Annotated in this window: 13 protein-coding genes; 2 read left to right on the top strand and 11 right to left on the bottom strand. The window is 71.2% G+C overall.

What is annotated here, in order from left to right; translation table 11 throughout:
- Window positions 1–45: 45 nt before the first annotated feature.
- From WME89_RS03905 to WME89_RS03875, 7 genes are all read right to left on the bottom strand, one after another.
- Window positions 46–477: a DUF6968 family protein gene (locus WME89_RS03905; RefSeq protein WP_437928396.1), complete on the bottom strand. Its 432-nt coding sequence runs from the start codon at window positions 475–477 to the stop codon at window positions 46–48.
- 1,419 nt (window positions 478–1,896) lie between these two features.
- On the bottom strand, window positions 1,897–2,493 hold the full coding sequence (locus tag WME89_RS03900) for a hypothetical protein (RefSeq protein WP_438007917.1): 597 nt from the start codon (window positions 2,491–2,493) through the stop codon (window positions 1,897–1,899).
- A gap of 301 nt (window positions 2,494–2,794) precedes the next feature.
- Window positions 2,795–3,463: a hypothetical protein gene (locus WME89_RS03895; protein WP_438007916.1), complete on the bottom strand. Its 669-nt coding sequence runs from the start codon at window positions 3,461–3,463 to the stop codon at window positions 2,795–2,797.
- Complete coding sequence (locus tag WME89_RS03890) at window positions 3,460–4,830, bottom strand: AAA family ATPase (protein WP_438007915.1); 1,371 nt, start codon at window positions 4,828–4,830, stop codon at window positions 3,460–3,462. Before WME89_RS03890 ends, WME89_RS03895 begins: the two co-directional genes overlap by 4 nt.
- 96 nt (window positions 4,831–4,926) lie before the next feature.
- Complete coding sequence (locus WME89_RS03885; protein ID WP_438007914.1) at window positions 4,927–5,985, bottom strand: hypothetical protein; 1,059 nt, start codon at window positions 5,983–5,985, stop codon at window positions 4,927–4,929.
- Window positions 5,982–7,082, bottom strand: coding sequence for a hypothetical protein (locus tag WME89_RS03880; protein ID WP_438007913.1), 1,101 nt, complete (start codon window positions 7,080–7,082; stop codon window positions 5,982–5,984). Before WME89_RS03880 ends, WME89_RS03885 begins: the two co-directional genes overlap by 4 nt.
- A 29-nt stretch (window positions 7,083–7,111) precedes the next feature.
- On the bottom strand, window positions 7,112–8,236 hold the full coding sequence (locus WME89_RS03875) for a hypothetical protein (RefSeq protein WP_438007912.1): 1,125 nt from the start codon (window positions 8,234–8,236) through the stop codon (window positions 7,112–7,114).
- A 250-nt stretch (window positions 8,237–8,486) separates the two neighbouring features.
- On the opposite strand from WME89_RS03875, the gene WME89_RS03870 reads away from it, so the two are divergent.
- Complete coding sequence (locus tag WME89_RS03870; RefSeq protein WP_438007911.1) at window positions 8,487–9,665, top strand: sigma-70 family RNA polymerase sigma factor; 1,179 nt, start codon at window positions 8,487–8,489, stop codon at window positions 9,663–9,665.
- A gap of 174 nt (window positions 9,666–9,839) precedes the next feature.
- The gene (locus WME89_RS03865; RefSeq protein WP_438007910.1) at window positions 9,840–10,439 is read left to right on the top strand and encodes an RNA polymerase sigma factor; all 600 of its coding nucleotides are present in this window, start codon (window positions 9,840–9,842) and stop codon (window positions 10,437–10,439) included.
- Window positions 10,440–10,516: 77 nt separating this feature from the next.
- Here the strand turns inward: WME89_RS03865 and WME89_RS03860 are convergent, their stop codons facing one another.
- The 4 genes from WME89_RS03860 to WME89_RS03845 form a co-directional block, all read right to left on the bottom strand.
- A complete protein-coding gene (locus tag WME89_RS03860; protein ID WP_438011884.1) occupies window positions 10,517–10,828 on the bottom strand; it encodes a hypothetical protein in 312 nt (103 codons plus the stop codon).
- A 430-nt stretch (window positions 10,829–11,258) separates the two neighbouring features.
- Window positions 11,259–14,687, bottom strand: a complete 3,429-nt coding sequence (locus WME89_RS03855) for a GAF domain-containing protein (protein ID WP_438007909.1) — start codon at window positions 14,685–14,687, stop codon at window positions 11,259–11,261.
- A gap of 81 nt (window positions 14,688–14,768) precedes the next feature.
- Window positions 14,769–15,605 (bottom strand): lysophospholipid acyltransferase family protein, encoded by an 837-nt coding sequence (locus WME89_RS03850; protein WP_438007908.1) that lies wholly within the window; start codon window positions 15,603–15,605, stop codon window positions 14,769–14,771.
- A gap of 28 nt (window positions 15,606–15,633) precedes the next feature.
- A complete protein-coding gene (locus tag WME89_RS03845) occupies window positions 15,634–16,446 on the bottom strand; it encodes a hypothetical protein (RefSeq protein WP_438007907.1) in 813 nt (270 codons plus the stop codon).
- Window positions 16,447–16,459: the final 13 nt, after the last annotated feature.

Genomic DNA, 16,459 nt, shown 5'->3' with positions numbered 1-16,459 from the left:
CCGCGTCGTCCCTGCGGACGGGAGAGAACTCGTATACCTCGACGGCTAGGCTCCGGTTGATCCCCGGCGCCTCTCGCGCACCTTGCCGAGCTCGATCACGATCTCGTTCATCCTGCGCTGCTCGTTCTCTACCAGCTGCTCCAGCTCGCGCTGAAACCACAATCCGACGTTGCTATCGATCGTGCGCGGAAGGCCCAGATCGCCAGGCTCCTCGTTCATCCACAGGAGCTGCAGCCCAGAAGCCTCCAGCTGGTTACGTGCGTACTGCATCGCAAGCTGTATCGCCTGTACCCCATCGATCCCGTACACGCACTTGACTTGCCCATCGCCGAGGCCTTCGAGGGCGACTGGACATGCCCAATCCACCCCTGGAGGACTTACCGGGAATGGCTGTCCGATCTTCAATGTTATTTCGAGTTCGGGTTGACCTTCCACGCTATAGCGCCGCACCGCGATCGGCGTAGGATTTTCGCCCATACGATGAGGCTAGTACGAGAACTCGGTCGTGCAATACACGAGCCAGCCAAGGGAGCTGGCGTGCACATTTTCCCAACACCGGCGGCGCCTGTCCCGTGGCTGCGCTCGGCAGAACGCCTCCCTGGCTTCGTGTGACGCAAGCGCGAGCGCCTTGCAGCTCTCCAGGACGCCGCGCTCACCGTCAGGCGATTCCACGGAGCTGGTCAACACGGCCTCGGTCGCTCCTTCGCCCTGGTCGGCTGCGTCCGTTTCCTCGCTCGAGGCAGCCACGCACGCAGAGAGGCACATCACCAGAGCAGCAACCATGCACGTGCTACGCATGCCCGTTGTGCTTTGCGACATTCGCGCCAGCTCCGTGTGCCGTCTTGCAAGGAAGACCCAATACTCCATGAGGAGCCATGCCGACTGCCTCGCTGCTGCCCCGAACCGTCTCGCTGCTGCCCCGAACCGCCTCGCCGCTGCCCCGAACCGCCTCGCCGCTGCCCCGAACCGCCTCGAACCCCCGGTGCCCCCCCACCTTGCAGCCGTAAACGCATCACGAGAGACGTGAAGCATCCACGCCCGACGGGACACCTCCGGGATGGCGTACCCGACCGTGACGCGCCGGAGATGCACGCCTCGCCCGCCCAGAGGGTCGTCCCCGCACACGCGGGGGTGAACCGGACAACAAAAGCGAAACGCCGACGGTGGCTTACGTCGTCCCCGCACACGCGGGGGTGAACCGCCGCACGAGGCGAAGTCGACGCCGACGGGCGCGTCGTCCCCGCGCACGCGGGGGTGAACCGGCGATGGTCGCCCCCAAGGTCTCCGCCGGGCGGTCGTCCCCGCGCACGCGGGGGTGAACCGTAGACGTTGTGGTGGAATGCGCTAACCGCTCCTCGTCGTCCCCGCGCACGCGGGGGTGAACCCAGGTACCGGGGGTGCATGAACCGACCGCTCCTCGTCGTCCCCGCGCGCGCGGGGGTGAACCGGGATGGGGACACCGCCGGCGGTGGTCTCGAACGTCGTCCCCGCGCACACGGGGATGAACCTTGTCCCGCTTCGCATTGCCGTCCTTCGCGCCCGTCGTCCTCGCGCACGCGAGAGTGAACCGCTACATGGCGTGGCGCCGGAGTAGACAGCGCCGCCGCGGCGTCGAGGTGGACGTCCGCGAGTTTGGGGCGGTCGCCGTCCACTTGTCGAGCTCGGAGCGGCCGCGATGGTCAGGCTCACGTCGGGCGCTGGTCACTGGACCCCGGTGCTCAGCGCCCCGAACTCGTGGCCGTGTTCGGTCTTGGTTACATCGCCGGCGTCGTCCCCACACACGCGGGGCGAACCGCCATCAGTCGTGTCGATGTGACGAGCCGCCTCGCCTCCTCGACCGCCGACGGGCCGAGGCGGCGAGGAACGCGCGGCAGGCTCCCCCGCCCCTCTTCGAGGCTACGCTTCGTCTGCGACGGGGAGCGGGCTCGGGGCCGGCGCCGTCTTGCGGCTCTTCTTCGCCGCGGTCGCGGCGGCGACGTTCTTCCGCATGAAGTCGATGACCGGCGCCAGGACGTCCATCACCTTCCGGTCGGTCTGGGCGTGCGTCTTGGCGATCCGGTAGGCTGCATAGAGCGTCTCGCGGAACTTGGCGGCGGTGTAGAGCGTCGAGTCGCCGAGCTCCCCGCCGATCGGCGAGAGGCTCTCCGCGACCTTGCTGAAGAGCAGGTGCTTCTCGATGCGGTCCCGGAGCAGCGCGCTCTCGAAGCGGTTCGGGTCCATCCCTTCGTCCTGATCTGCCAGCGACTCGAACAGGGCGGGCTTCATGTCCACCACGTCGAGCACCTTGTGCAGCATCGCGTGCTCGCCGTCGCGCAGCCGCGGCGCGGTCTGGCGCTGCTCCTTCGTCAGTGTCACGAGCCCCGGGAACAGGCCGTCGAGCTTCTCCCCGAACTCGGCGGCCAGGGCCCTGGCCTTCTCGGCGCGCGCCCGGAACTCGTCGATCGGCATGTCCTCCCACGTGGTCCAGTTCGAATCCTTCTTCTTCGAGGGCATTGATTTCTCCTCCCGTACTGCGGTTGCAAGCGCGTACCGTAAGATGGCGTATTTGGGCTCGCAAGCATGGCTGGTCGCCGGAGCAAGAACTCCGCGCCAGGAGGAGAGCGGATGCGACGTGCGCCGGACGCAGTTGCAGCACAATCGTAGAAGAGCAGAGCGAGCGGCGGCTCTTGGCGTTCGATGGGCTGCCGGCATCTCCGGCGCGGGCCTCGGTGGGCGAGGCGTGCGCCCCGCTCGATCGACACCGGGACTCACCACGAGAAGCGCCTCCGCCCGTGGCCGCCACCTCCAGCCCAGGCTATTTCGCGACGGGCTCGAAGATCCAGTTCGTCTCGTGCTCGCTCGGGAGCGAGCGCGAACGGCATGCGACCCAGGCGCGTCCGGCTTCGTTAGCCGGGATCCGCCGATGCTCCACGTCCCTGCCGACGACCTCCATCCGGAGCTTCCCGCGCTCCCACGAAAGCCGCGCTTCCGCCCAGCGCCTGGCGCTCGCGTCGCTTGCGCTGGTATCGGGCGGGCCGACGGGGATCTTCATGTTGACGAGGTTCGGGGACCTTTCGCGCGCGAGCTTGTCATTGCAGAACGCGGTGTAGACGGTGACTCTATCGATCTGGATGCCGAGGACGCCAGCGATGGCCATCAGGCGCACGATCGCCCACTCGAGCTGTTTCTGAACGTGAGCCCAGTCCTTGTCCCCGATCGTCTTCTTGAGCTCGACGATATGCGCCTCGAACACGTCGTCGCCGCGGGAGAGCAGCAGCGCGAAGTCCGCACAGACGCCCTCGCGGAGGAACTGCACGTCCTGCGGCTCCAGGCGAAGCTGAATGCACGATGTGGCTCCGTCGAGCGAGCACTCCACGTGAACGCCCGCGTCCTCGAGCGCGGCGACGTCCTGCCCGTGAAGCAGGCGGCGGCGCTCCACACGGATCAGATCGAGCCGCTCCTCGATGGTCCCGGGCAGCCTCATTCCTCGCCTTCGGTCGGCTCGAGGTCCATGGCCTCGTCGGTCAGCGCGGCGAGCTCGCGATTGAACGTCGGCATGACCAGGCCCGAGTCGGTCTTCTTCATCTCGGTCACGCTGGTGCGCCCGCTCGACGGGTCCGCCTCGAACTGATAGCCCGCCACGTCGTCCACCTCGAGGTAGTCTATCGTATCGTAGCCGTGCTTGTGCTGCATCTCGGCCCGCCGTGGGTGCGCGCCGAGCTTCATGAAGTTGTTGATCTGCTGGCAGAAGTTCTCGCTGTGCGTCGTGATCCAGACGCGCAGCCCCTTGCGGACGAGGCGCACGATGACCTGTGCGAGCTTCCGCTGGAGCTTCGGATGGAGGTGCGCCTCGGGCTCCTCGATGACCAGCACGTTGTAATTACTGACGTGCCGGAGCGTGAGGACCACGGGGGCGAGCTCGGTGACGAGCGAGGACGAGAGCTCCATCGGCAGCGCCGCCTCGCCTCCGGCAGGCTCGTAGAGGACCTCGTTGAGCCCGACCCCGGAACGAAGCGCGAGCCGCCCCCCCATCGCTTGTTCGAGCATCGCCGCCTCCTCGGGATAGGCCCCCTTGTCGTCCCGGAGTCCCACGAGCAACTTCAGAAAGTCGATGGTGGGGGCGGTCAGGTCGGGAATCGGCGGACGCGGAGGTCCGGCCTTGATGAGCACATCACCAACGAGCTGCGGCGCAAGACTGCGGTAAAGGAGCATGAACCCGGTCCGCGATGCAGGGAGAAAGACGGGGCCCATGTGGGCACTACCGGGGAGCGTACCGGACAACACCGCGCTGAAGCCTCCAAGGTCACCCAGGACCTGGCGCTTCGCCAGGAACTCGATGATGGCGGCTCGTTGACTCGGGTCCTGGGCTGGCCCGTGCCGGCCTATGCGACCGCCCGAGATCGATAGCTGGGCCAAAGACCGCCCTTGCTCTTCAACGGCCTCCCAGCGCATCGGAACCTGGGTGGGCCGAGCAACCTCCTGCAGTTCGATCTTGCCGATCTTGAAGCTCGGCCGGTTGAACGTCCAGGCGGCGAGCGCGGCCCCTTGATCTCGTAACGTGTCATTGACGATCTGCACGAGCGTCGCGTGCACCTCCGGCGTGATCTCGAACGCCGGCTCCTGCTCGCGCCGCGCGAAGCGCTCCTCGATCCACGCGACGCAGCGCTGGTAGGCCTCGCCGCGGGCCACGGTCAGCTCGCCGCTCAGGGACGTCAGGCCCCAGAGCAGCGAGGCGAGGTAGGTCTTGCCGGTGTTGTTCCCGCCCACGAAGAGAAGCAGCGGGCGCGCCTCGATCTCCGCGCGGGCGATGCGGCCGAGGTCCTCGACGACGAGCTTCCAGGGTGCCTGCATGGGGATGACGGCCCTTGTGCCACGTCCGGATCTCCGACGCTACAGCCGGGGACCGCGGCCGTCGGGCACGCCGCGCGACCCCCGCCGGCGTGAGGCTCAACCGCCGGGCGCGCGCTCGCAGCAGTAGACACGGGCGCCCGTCCCTTGCAGCGGATCGACGGACCGCGCCCCGCCGCCTGGCTGGCACGTGGCGCGCTGCTCGCTCACCACCGCCACGCTCACGCTCTTCGTGCCGGCCTCGCCGGGCGTGTCCACGCACTCCCCGCGGTCCTCCGTGAGCGGCCGCGTGCTGATGGGCTGCGTGCAGTGCATGTCCGCATACGTCGACACGGTCATCTCGCACTCTCTGGGTTCCACCTCGTCGCAGAAGCAGGGGATGCAGCCATCGAGCTCCCGATAGAGCTCGATCCGCTCGGGTAACTCCGGTGGGCACGACACCGGCGGGTCATCGGGCACACTACCGACGCGGATGCAGGTGCGGAACCCCTCCGGCTTCGGCGGAAGGCACAGTTCGTCCGAGGCCTCGCACCCGTGCAGAGCGCGATGATCTACCGAGCACATGACCGCGAAGATGCCCCAGATCTCCGCCACGTCGTCCGGCGCGGGGTACGCGCGGCAAGGTTCGTGATCGTCGAAGGGCTCGTGGGAGTAGAGCTTGACCACGCGCTCGGCCTTCTCGGCGAACCTCTCGCGAGGCGCGAAGCAGCGACCATCCCATCCCGCCGGCATGAACGTATACGAGTTGTCCGCCTCGTCGCAGCCTTTGGCCTCGGGCCGCAGCATCGAGTACACCTCGAGCGTCGTCGGAGGCAAGCACGGCCGGGACTCGCACAGGCACCGAGGGCAGCCGGCCGTGTCCTTCAGATCGCCATAAGCGCCTTCCCACAGCGCATCGAACAAGCCGACCGACGCGCACGAGGGTGCTTCGCTCGGCTTGCCGAACCATGCGTAAACAGGATTCGGCGCCCTCTCTGGGTCGCCCTCGGGGTAGTGAGCGCACGCGTACGGGCAGCCATGATAGTACGGGTCAAGGTCAAGGGGAGGAACCTCGTAGGAGCACGACGCCCCGACCAGCGCCACGCCGGCGCCGAGCACCAGCAGCGCCGCCACCTTCAACCCCACCCGCGCCGAACACGCCGTCCTCGTCGCCATCATGTTCCCTCCGGCAGGCAGCAGAGCGTCCTTCGTCCTTCCACGCGCCGGTCGCCGTCGAGCTCCCCGCCGCTCGGCGCGCAGCTGCCCGGCGCGTTGACCCGCCACGCCGCGCTCATGCTCCCGAGCGTCGAGCCGGGCTCGGTGTTGTGACAAGAGCCGTTCTCGGCGACCGCGACGGAGGCGACCAGGTCGCCGCATGCGGCGTCCTCGAAGGTCGACACGACCGCCTCGCACTGGCTCGGCGCGGTCTCGGTGCACGCGCACGGCGTACACGTGCGACGGTCGTAGGCCACCTTCCAGAAGATGAACTTCTCCGAGAACCTGGGGCCCGTGATGTCCTCGAAAGAAGGGCACTCGATGTAGTCCCCATCGATCTCCGACAGGATGCAGCGGCGCCAGCCCGCGGCGAGCTCCGCCTCGGCGACCACGCACTGCTCGTTGCCGTTCGGGCAAGGCGTCGTGCCGACTGCGTCCTCGCACACCACCGCGACCTTGGCGTCCCCTGGCAGCTCGCCGTCGCGCGGCACCGGGGCCGCCACGACCTCGCAGGGACGCTCCGTCACCGGCGCGAGCGCGAAGGAGCCGAACGCCGCGGGGGGCACCGCGCCGGGCGCGACGCACGATCCATCCCAGCCGGCCGGCGCCTCGAAGGGGGTCACCGTCTCGCCGGATCCCTCGTCGCACATGTAGCCCGAGGTGACCGCGAGGCCGGCCGGCAAGGCGCACGCGGGCGCCGTACATGCGCAGGGGTCGCAGCCGGGGTGGGGCTCCGGCTCGGCGTAGAGGAGGTCGAACGTGACCAGCTGCGCCGCGTCGGCGGGCCTCGCCTTGCGCAGCGCCGCGTCGCAGGGTGGTGATGTCGGTTTGGGCCCCATCCACACGAGGAGCGGCTTCTGCACGAAGCTGCCGAACGTGGCATCGACACAGGTTCCCTCGCAGCCCCCGTTGCTGGTGCCGTCCTCGTTCATCACGTCGCACTCGAGGAGCTCGTCGCAGTCGTAGCCGTCGATGGCCCCGCAGCCGCTCGCCACCGCGACCGCCGCGCCGCTCGCGCTCGCCAGCGCCGCCAGGACCCGCACGGCCTCCCATCGCCTCATCGCGCTCCTCCTTCCTTCACGCCGGGTGGTCACCACGCGCCTTCGATCCGGACCCCACCGCCGTGCGCCGTCACCCGCGGGGCCACACGGACGCCGCCCTGTTCCGGCGCGGGCGCCCACCAGAACGACGAGAGCGCCGTCGCGCCGATGACACCGCTCGCCACGAAGCTCGCGATCGAGACCAGGCCCAGGGCGTCACGGGCCTCGACCGCGTCCCGGAGCTGGGGGCACCGCGCATCGGTGACCGCTTTGTGCGGGTTGCACGCGAGTGACCCGCTCGCGCCGATCACCTCCTCGCGCAGCGCCTCGACCTCGCCGTCCTTGACCGCCCACGCGATTGCGAACCCCAGGCCGACCACGACGCCCGCGGACGCGAGCGCGAGCCCCCCGACCCGGATCGCCGGGCCGATCGCCGTCCCCTTGGTCCCAGGCCGCAACGCCGCCGGCCCCGGCGCAGCCGCCGCGATGCGCGGCACCACCACCGCCGCCGGCCGAGGCGCCGGCGGCCTCTCTTTCAAGGCCAGCCCGATCGCCGGCGTGTCCCCGCGCAGCGCCTGGAACCGCCCCACGCCGTCCTCGTGACCGTGCAGCGTCGCCCGCGCCTCGTGGCTGCCGGGCTCGACATAGACCACGTAGGTGGCGAGCCCCTGGCCGACGCGCCGGCCGTCCATGAACACCTCGGCCTCGGGCTTGCCCACCACGATCGCGACCGCGGCGACCTCCTGCGCGGCGCGCTGGAGCCCCTGCTGGAACCCAGCCCTCACGCCGGGCGCGAGCGTGTCCCCCGCGTCGAGCGCCCGGCGCAGGTGCTCCGCGGCATCGCGGTAGCGGCGCAGCGAGAGCTCCGTCAGCCCGAGCTCCCCGGCCCAGCGAGGGTCGCCGGTCGACTCCCACGCCGTTCGATACGCCGCCGCCGCGTCCTCCCAACGCCCCGCGCGCCGCGCCGGCTCCGCGCGGCGCAGCGTCTCCGCGGTCGTCGCGGACGAGAAGCCCGCGGGTGCAGCGGCGGAGCGCGAGGCTCCTGAGGGTGCGACCGTCGCGGGCGAGCCCCCCGCCTCCGCACCGGGCGACTGCGGCGCCTCGGCCAGCGCGCCGCGGCTCCAGCCTGAAGCGCACAACAGGAGCGCGAGCCCCGAGCACCTCGTCCAGCGCATGAGCCGCGAGCCTATGCAGCTCACCGATGGCCCGCAAGCATGCATCCCGAGCCCGAGCGCGCGAGATTTTTGATGGCGAAACAGAAGACGTCCACGTAATGCAGCGAGAAACCGCCCTCCGCTCACGCCTCGCCAGTCGGCTCAGCGCCTCCTGGGGACCCGGAATCCACCAGGAACACAACATCGTCAGCCCGGCGGCGCGGGAACGATTTCGGGCCCCGTCGGGTAACCGGCGGATAATGGATCGGGCATGGATGCAAAGGATCCTCGCGGCGCGTCCGCCGGAGCGCCGCTGCCCACCTGGGAGACCCTCGTCCGCGAGCACCTCCGTTACCTGCGCGGCTGCGTCGTGTCGGAGAGGATCCCGGAGGCCGACAGGGAGGATGTGCTTCAGGAGGTGCTCCACAGCATCTCGCGGGCACTGGCCACCTTCGATCCGGCGCGGGGCGAGCTGCGCGCGTGGCTGAAGGCGATCGTTCGCAACCATGCGTCCATGTACCGGCGCCGCGCCAGTCGGCGGCGCGAGCAGCCGTGGCCGGACGAACCGCTGGAGGTCGCCGACGAGGCGCCGAGCTCCGAGGAGCGCCGGATGGAGCACGAGCGGAGGCAGCTCCTGTCGACGCTGCTCCTCGAGCTGCCGCCGGAGCGGCGCCAGGCAGTGATTGCCCACGAGCTCGATGAGGCAGGGATCCCGCGTGTGGCGGAGCTGCTCTCGATACCTGCCACGACCGTGAAGAGCCGAGTCCGCCACGGCCGCGAGGAGCTCAAGGCGGCGGCGCGCCGCTGGCAGGCGCGCCATCACCGCCGCCTCGCCGCCCTGCTGCCGGTGCGCGCGGCCGGTGGCTCGGGGGAGCGTTCCCGCCGCACCGCATGGCGGGAGCGCCTGCTGCATCGCGCCGGGCGCGCGGTCCGTGACGTGGTGCGCGGCGCGAGGGCACCGCGGATACGGCCCCTCGCTCACGCCTGCGCCTCGCTCGCGGTGAGCGCCTGGAGCGTCGTCCTGATAGCAGGGCTCCTGCTGGCCGGGCACGGAGGTCTTCGCTCCGGCGGCGCGGCGCTGTCGGGCACCTCGCTCGCGGCGCGTGCTCACGCTGCGTCGACCTCGGCGCCTGTGGTGGAAGCGAGCGAGCTCTCGTATCTATCCGCGAGCAGCAAGCTGCCTTCGCCAGGACCGCAGGTGGCCTCGAGCAGCAACAACAATGCGTCTCTTCGTCCTCGAGACATGTCCCGCCCGTCGAATCGCTGGATGGTCGCGCACGGTGACGAGCAGGAGCGCCTGAGGATGGCCGCCGCCGCGCGCGCGATCGGGGATGACGCGCTGGCGCGCGCACTGCTGGGGCAGCGCCGCCACGGTCTGTCGGGCGTCGTTCCCGCGCCCGACCGCCACGTGCCGCTGGCTCTCTCGACGCCTCTCGCGCGCGATCACTGAAGTACAGCGCCTCCGCGGCGAGGCATCACGCGCCTCGGCGCCCGGTGGCCTCGACGTGGGCTGTCTTGACGGGCGAGCTGCGATGTCGGCCTGCGCGCACGCTCGCGCGTGGCCGCGACGGGGGCGCGATGGTGTTGAGGGCTTCTCGACAGACACCTCTTGCCGAGGTCCGGTATGCAGACTCGACGCCGCAAGACGACCGCTGTCCGCGAGCGCAGCGCGCCCCGGGGCAGCCTCCCATCTTTTGCCAAGCACCCCGCGATCCGCATTCCTGTGGAGCGCATCATCGCCGAGCGCTGCTGGATAGACGCGCTCGTCATTGCTGGCGGCGTAGCGCCCCGCGACCGTGAGGATGTGGTGCAGTCCGTGCTCCTGGCTGCGTGGATGGCAGTCGAAGAGGACAGGTATCGCCCGGACGCATCCGTCGACCCGCGCCGAGCGCTTCTCGGCTGGCTTTACGGAATCGTCTGGCGCAACGTGGGGCACCACTGCAAACGCGCCTGGGTCCGCCGGGAGATCCCGGTGGCGGAGCCGTGGAGCGTGCAGCCGGAGCCGCCGCGGGACGACGAGCACCTCGTCGAGGCGCGCGAGCGTCTGCTCGCCGTGCGCCTCGCCTTGTCCAGGCTGCCGCAACCCGACCGGGACATGCTCGCCCTCTGCGCAGCCGGCCACGGTATCCGCGACATCGCACACACGCTCGGCATGCCCAGCTCGACTGCGATGAGGCAGGTCGGCCGAGCGCGAGCGAAACTTCGGACTTTACTCCGTCGCTAAGATCCAGCGAATGGCGATCACCAAACCGCTCCACGGTTGCCCTGAACCGCTCCAATGCTGCACTGACCGCTCCACGGCTACCTGAACCGCTCCACGGTCGCGCTAACCGCCTCACGGTTGCCCCAAACCGCTTCACGGTTGCCCCAAACCGCCTCGCGGTTGCCCCAAACCGCCTCGCGGTTGCCCCAAACCGCCTCGCGGTTGCCCCAAACCGCCTCGCGGTTGCCCCAAACCGCCTCGCGGTTGCCCCAAACCGCCTCGCGGTTGCCCCAAACCGCCTCGCGGTTGCCCCAAACCGCTTCACGGTTGCCCTTTTCGCCTCGTACCCCCGGTCCCCCCCGGGTCTGGCGCCCTTTTCGCCTCCGCCCCCGGGGTGGTCCCCCTTCCAGCCGGCGTCACTCCGCAATGCGAGCGCGTTCTTCGCGCGCCGCCCCCGTCCATGGCCGCGGCGGCCCGGAGCGCCCCCCTTTTTTCTCTCCAACGGGCGTCAAGGCGTGAGCGCCGGGGTGGGGCTGTGCGCGGCAGCGCGCGGGGGGCGCGCTGGAGCACCGAACGAGGTGCCATGAGGTCTCAGCTGGCGCCACGTCTCAGGCGCGCCTTGTGTGGCGCGCGACGAAACGTCTCAGAGGGCGTGGCCCGAAGTGAGACATGCCGGGCGGTGTTCCATGCGTAAGCTCTCCCGCCGCCCGTCTTGGCGGATGGCCAGCGCCCCCCGCGCGCTGCCGCGCACAGCCCCACCCCGGCGCGTGCCCCCTTGGACCCCCGTCACTCCGCTGCCGCGCACAGCCCCACCCCGGCGCGTGCCCCCTGGATCCCCCGTCACTCGTCCCGCCCCCACGCCCCCAGCCCGGTAGCCAGGCTCTTCACCGCCGCCGCCAGCTCGATCGGCTCGATCGGCTTGGGCACGTGCATCTGGTACCCCGCCGCCAGCGCCCGCACCCGGTCTTCGGTCCGCGCGTACGGCGTGAGCGCCAGCGCCGGCGTCCGCCCCACCTTGCGCGGCAAGAGGTCCCGCACCTTCCGGATCAGCGAGTACCCGTCTTCCCCTGGCATCCCTATATCGACCACGAGCAGCGCCGGCTCCGACGTCTCCAGCAGCTTGAGCGCCTCGGTGCTCGACGTCGCCGTGCTGACCTCGGCCCCGCAGCGCCGGAGCACCGACGACAGCATCGCCAGCGTGTCCGGATCGTCGTCCGCGATCAACACCCGCACCCCGGTGAGCCTCGGGAACGGATTGCGGGGATCGGGCGCGATCCCCGCGCTCGTCAGCGCCGTCGCCGTGGCCCCCGTCGACAGCGGCAGCTGCACCGTGCACGTCGTCCCCCGCCCGGGCCCGGCGCTCGTCATGCGCACCGTGCCGCCGTGCAGCCCGACGATGTGCCGCACGATCGACAGCCCCAGCCCGAGCCCCCCGTGCCGGCGCCCGCTGCTGCTGTCCTCGTGCCGGAAGCGCTCGAAGACGTGCGGCAGCTGATCCGCCGTGATGCCCTCCCCGTCGTCGCTCACCCGGATCTCGGCGAAGCGCTCGTCCTGCGACAGCTGCACCTGGACCAGCCCGCCCGGCCGCGCGAACTTCACCGCGTTCGAGAGCAGGTGCCACACGACCTGCTGGAGCCGCGCCGGATCGCCCTCCACGAACACGCCCTCCGGGTCGAGCCGCGTCTCGATCGCCACGCCCTTGCCCGCCGCGGAGGGCAGGATCGACTCGACCGCCGTCTGCACCGGCAGCGTCAGCTCCACCGCGAGCCGCTCGATCTTCAGCGTGCCCGTCACCACCTGCGAGGCGTCGAGCAGCTCGTCGATCAGCGTCACCTGGTGCTCGGCGTTGCGCTCGATCGCCGACAGCGCCCGCGTCTCCGCGACCCGGTCGAGCGAGCCCGCCTGCATCATCCTCGCCCAGCCGAGGATCGCGTTGAGCGGCGTGCGCAGCTCGTGCGACACGGTCCCGAGGAACTCGTCCTTCAAGCGGTTCGCGTCCTGCACCTCCCGGTAGAGGCGCGCGTTGTCGAGCGCGAGCGCGGCGCGGTGCGCGACCTCCTCCGCGAACGCGACGTCCGCCCGCTCGAAGAACCGGCCCGACTCCGACGACACGAGCGAGATCGCCCCGAGGATGCGCCCGCGCGCCCGGAGCGCCACGACGAGGTACGAGAGCGGCGCGAGCGCGCGGTTCGCCGCGGCCTCCTCGCTCGTCATCGCCTCGTGCAGCAGCACGTCGCCGCGCACGTCCGCGTAGAGCTCCGACCGGCCCGTGCGCAGCACGCGCGCCACCGGGCCCGGCTCGCCCTCGACGCGGCTCGGGTGGAAATACCGGAGCAGCGGCTCCTTCAGCGGGCTCACGTGCGCGACCGCGACGTGGCGCAGGCCGAGGCCGTCGTCGATGTCGATCAGGCAGAAATCGGCCAGCACCGGGAGGACCAGCCGCGCGAGCGACTGGAGCGTCGCCGTGAAGTCCAGCGACGCGGCGAGCGCGGTGCTGAGCTCGGCGAGGAACGCGAACCGCCGCGCCGCCTCCTCGGCCTCGGCGCGCGCCGCCTGCACCCGGATGAGCCGCGCGCGCTCCTCCTCGGCCCGCTTGCGATCGGTGATGTCGCGGTGGATGCCGACGAGGAACAGCGGCCGGCCCTCCTGATCGTGGACCGCGTAGGCCGTGATCTCGATCGGCACCTCGGAGCCGTCCCGCCGCACGCACGGGACCTCGCCCACGAACGTGCGCGCGTCCTCGATCTGCTGGAGGATCCGGCCCGTGCTCTCCTCCCGCAGGTCCTCGCGGTGGAGCAGCGACATGCTCTTGCCGACGATCTCCTCCGAGAGGTAGCCGAAGATCGACTCGGCCTCGCCCATCCAGTAGCGGATGTTGCCCTCGACGTCCGTGACGAGGATCGCCTCCGGCATCTGCTTCAGCACCTCGTGCGAGAGGTGCATCGCCTCCTCCGTCTGCAGCGCGGAGAGGCGCGCCCGCTCGAGCGCCTGCGCGCTCTGCTGGACCAGCGCGAGCATGAACGCCCGGTCGTCCTCGGTGAACGACTGCGGCGTCGAGAAGCCGAAGCCCACGGCGCCGAGCACGCGCCCCTCCAGGAAGAGCGGGATCGCGGCGTACGCGTGCTCGCCCGTCGTGGCGCAGCAGGCCGCGAAGCTCGGATCGAACTCGCGGAAGCGCGCCTCCGACTCGAGGAAGATCGGCTGCCGCTCGCGGACCGCGCGCGCCAGCGGCAGCTCCGCGCCGAGGTCGAAGGTCTTGAAGCGCGCGATCTGCGCCTCGAGGTAGCCCGTCGAGCGCACCGTCTCGAGCTCGCCGCCGAGCCCGGCGCGCAGCGCCACCATGGCCGTGATCCCGCCGGCGGCCGCGACGACGTCGCTCGCGAGCACGCGGAGCACCGCGGGCGGCGTGATCGCGTCGGACAGCGCGGCCGTGACCGCGAAGAGCCACGCGGCCCGGTCCGCGCTCCGCTCCGCGGACTGCCGCGCCTCCTCCGCCTTGCGGTAGAGGTAGGCGTTGTCGAGCGCCAGCGCCACGCGGTGCGCGAGCTCGGCCGCGAGCACGAGGTCGTCGGCGGAGTAGACGCGGTTCGACTCGGAGACGCCGAACGACAGCACGCCGAGCTTGCGGCCGCGCGCGATGAGCGGCACCGCCATCGCCGAGCGCGTGCCGAGCTGCTCCAGCGCGGCGGCGCGCTCGGCGGCCTCGTCGCTCTGGCTGCCGTCGAGCTCGTGGAGCAGCTCGGACTCGCCGCTGTGCAGCACCTTGGCGATGCCGAGGCGCTCCTCGGCGTCGGGCGAGATCGCGCGCAGCAGCCCCTCGCGCTCGGGGTTCACGTGCCTCGCCGCGACCCGGCAGAACTTGTGCTTCGCGCCGCCCGCGTGGCCCGCGCGATCGGAGCCCGCCGCCTCGGCCGCGGCGCGCTGGCGCCGCGCCGCGTGGATCCCCGGCGCGGGCGTCAGGTCGAGCGCGCTCACCCCGGGCGCGAACGACGGCGCGTCGCTCTGGGGCGCCGGCGGCGGGACGGAGCCGACCAGGCCCATGGTGTCCGCGGCGCCGCGCTCGATCAGATCGACCGTGCACCAGTCCGCGAGGAAGGGCACCGACAGACGCGCGAGCCGCTCGAGGATGGTGTGCGGATCCAGCGATCCGGTGAGCTGCTCGCTCGCATCCGCCAGGAACATCAGCTCATTATGGATCGCTCCACCGCGGGGCTGCTTCAGGACCTGCCACGCCATGGCGGTCTCGCTCGGGTTGCCTTCACGCTCCATGATGGTCGACAGCCGGCCGCATGGTAGCGAGGGGCGATCGCAGAAGCCAGCGGCGCCGGCGCGCGATCGGAGCCCGGCGCTCTATATGTCGGAGGCGAGCCGAGCGCGGGCGCGGCGGACCAGCGTCTGGACGGCCTGGTGCGACTCATCACGGACGGCGTCGACGTTCTGGCCGGCGGTGGCGATGGGCGCGCCGACCTCGAGCGCCACGGGGATACGTCGCGCACGGCTCACCCGGGCCATGTGCGCCGCGAACGACTCGTCCACGTACGAGGAATCGGCGCCGCCGTACGCGAGGCCGACGGGGACGATCTGCGCGCCGACGCGGCACGCCGCGGTGAAGGCGCCGGCGCGGAACGGCCGGACCTCGTCCCCGGAGAACGTGGTCCCCTCGGGGTAGACCATCACACCACGGCCGCGCTTGAGCGCCGTGCACATCGCCTGCACGACGGCGGAGCCGCTGCGCTTGCTCGATCGGTCGACGAAGAGCGTGCCGACGCGGCGCGCCGCCACGCCGACGACCGGCCATCCGGCGAGATCGGCGCGGCTCACGACCGTCGCCTCGAAGAAGGCGAGCGTGACCATGATGTCGAGCGCGGAGCGGTGGTTCATCACGAACACCCGCCCGACGCCGGCAGGATCGCGGCCGGGGTAGTACTGCGCGCCGGCGGCGGGGCCGCGGGCGGGCTCCTGCTGGAAAAGGCCGCTCAGACCGCTGACGCGCACGTCGAGGCCGTACAGCTTGAGGAGCGCGCGACCGTAACGGCGCATCCATGTATGTAGGACCACCTCGCGGTCGGCCGCGCTGGAGAGCGCCGTGTCGACCTCGAGCAGGCCGTACATGCCGAAGGTGAGGCCGACGAAGCCGGCGGCGCGGAGGGGGAAGCGGAGGGCGTCGAGGGGATGTTCGCTGGCCATGCTTCAGGTGTCCGGGTCGCCGGGCTGATCAGGAGGCGAGGCGATCCTTGAAGAGGAGCTGCAAGGAGAGGAAGCCGCCGAGCGCGCCCATGGCACTGTAGGCGATCGCGTAGAACGGGATGTAGATCGCGGCGGTGATGCTGCCGACCGCCAGGTTCTTGACGAGGTCCGGGGGGAGGCTGGCGTAGAGGCCCCCGAGGAGGGTGCCGAAGAGGACCTTGATGACCAGGTCGAAGACGCCGGCGATCAGGCCGGCGGCCGCGCCTGCGATGGCGCCGCAGAGCGCCGCGTCGTTGCCGGAGAGGCGCTCGTGCGGGTGCTCGTTGAGGTAGAGCGAGACAGCGACGGCGGCGCCGGCGACGTTGAGCAGGCAGAAGCAGCAGTTGAGCAGGTTGACCAGCGGCAGGCCGGACAGCACGCCGCCCACGACGCCCCCGATCAGGCCGGGCTTGAGGAACCGCTCGAGGTTATTGCCGGTCCCGCCGCCAGGCGGCGCGCGGTAGGGCGACTGCATGCCTGGAGGCGGACCGTAGCCGCCCCCGGGCGGGCCGTAGCCGCCCCCGGGCGGGCCGTAGCCGCCGCCGGGCGGGCCGTAGCCGCCCCCGGGCGGACCGTAGCCGCCGCCGGTCGGACCGTAGCCGCCGCCGGTCGGACCGTGACCACCTCCGCCGGGCGGGCCGTAGCCGCCTCCGCCGGTCGGACCATGACCACCTCCGCCGGGCGGGCCGTCACCGCCTCCGCCGGGCGGGCCGTCACCACCTCCGCCGGGCGGGCCGTAGCCGCCTCCGCCGGGGGGCTGTCCCCATCCGCCACCGCCGCTCCCAGAGCCGCCCTGGTTCATCCCTCGCTCCCCC

The organism is Sorangium sp. So ce321, from assembly GCF_051530195.1.
Classification (GTDB): Bacteria; Myxococcota_A; Polyangia; order Polyangiales; family Polyangiaceae; genus Sorangium.
This window is presented reverse-complemented; position numbering and strand designations above follow the sequence as displayed.

Coding starts and splice junctions, on each gene's coding strand:
- WME89_RS03905 (WP_437928396.1), bottom strand. CDS start 477: ATGGGCGAAAATCCTACGCCGATCGCGGTGCGGCGCTATAGCGTGGAA.
- WME89_RS03900 (WP_438007917.1), bottom strand. CDS start 2,493: ATGCCCTCGAAGAAGAAGGATTCGAACTGGACCACGTGGGAGGACATG.
- WME89_RS03895 (WP_438007916.1), bottom strand. CDS start 3,463: ATGAGGCTGCCCGGGACCATCGAGGAGCGGCTCGATCTGATCCGTGTG.
- WME89_RS03890 (WP_438007915.1), bottom strand. CDS start 4,830: ATGCAGGCACCCTGGAAGCTCGTCGTCGAGGACCTCGGCCGCATCGCC.
- WME89_RS03885 (WP_438007914.1), bottom strand. CDS start 5,985: ATGATGGCGACGAGGACGGCGTGTTCGGCGCGGGTGGGGTTGAAGGTG.
- WME89_RS03880 (WP_438007913.1), bottom strand. CDS start 7,082: ATGAGGCGATGGGAGGCCGTGCGGGTCCTGGCGGCGCTGGCGAGCGCG.
- WME89_RS03875 (WP_438007912.1), bottom strand. CDS start 8,236: ATGCGCTGGACGAGGTGCTCGGGGCTCGCGCTCCTGTTGTGCGCTTCA.
- WME89_RS03870 (WP_438007911.1), top strand. CDS start 8,487: ATGGATGCAAAGGATCCTCGCGGCGCGTCCGCCGGAGCGCCGCTGCCC.
- WME89_RS03865 (WP_438007910.1), top strand. CDS start 9,840: ATGCAGACTCGACGCCGCAAGACGACCGCTGTCCGCGAGCGCAGCGCG.
- WME89_RS03855 (WP_438007909.1), bottom strand. CDS start 14,687: ATGGAGCGTGAAGGCAACCCGAGCGAGACCGCCATGGCGTGGCAGGTC.
- WME89_RS03850 (WP_438007908.1), bottom strand. CDS start 15,605: ATGGCCAGCGAACATCCCCTCGACGCCCTCCGCTTCCCCCTCCGCGCC.
- WME89_RS03845 (WP_438007907.1), bottom strand. CDS start 16,446: ATGAACCAGGGCGGCTCTGGGAGCGGCGGTGGCGGATGGGGACAGCCC.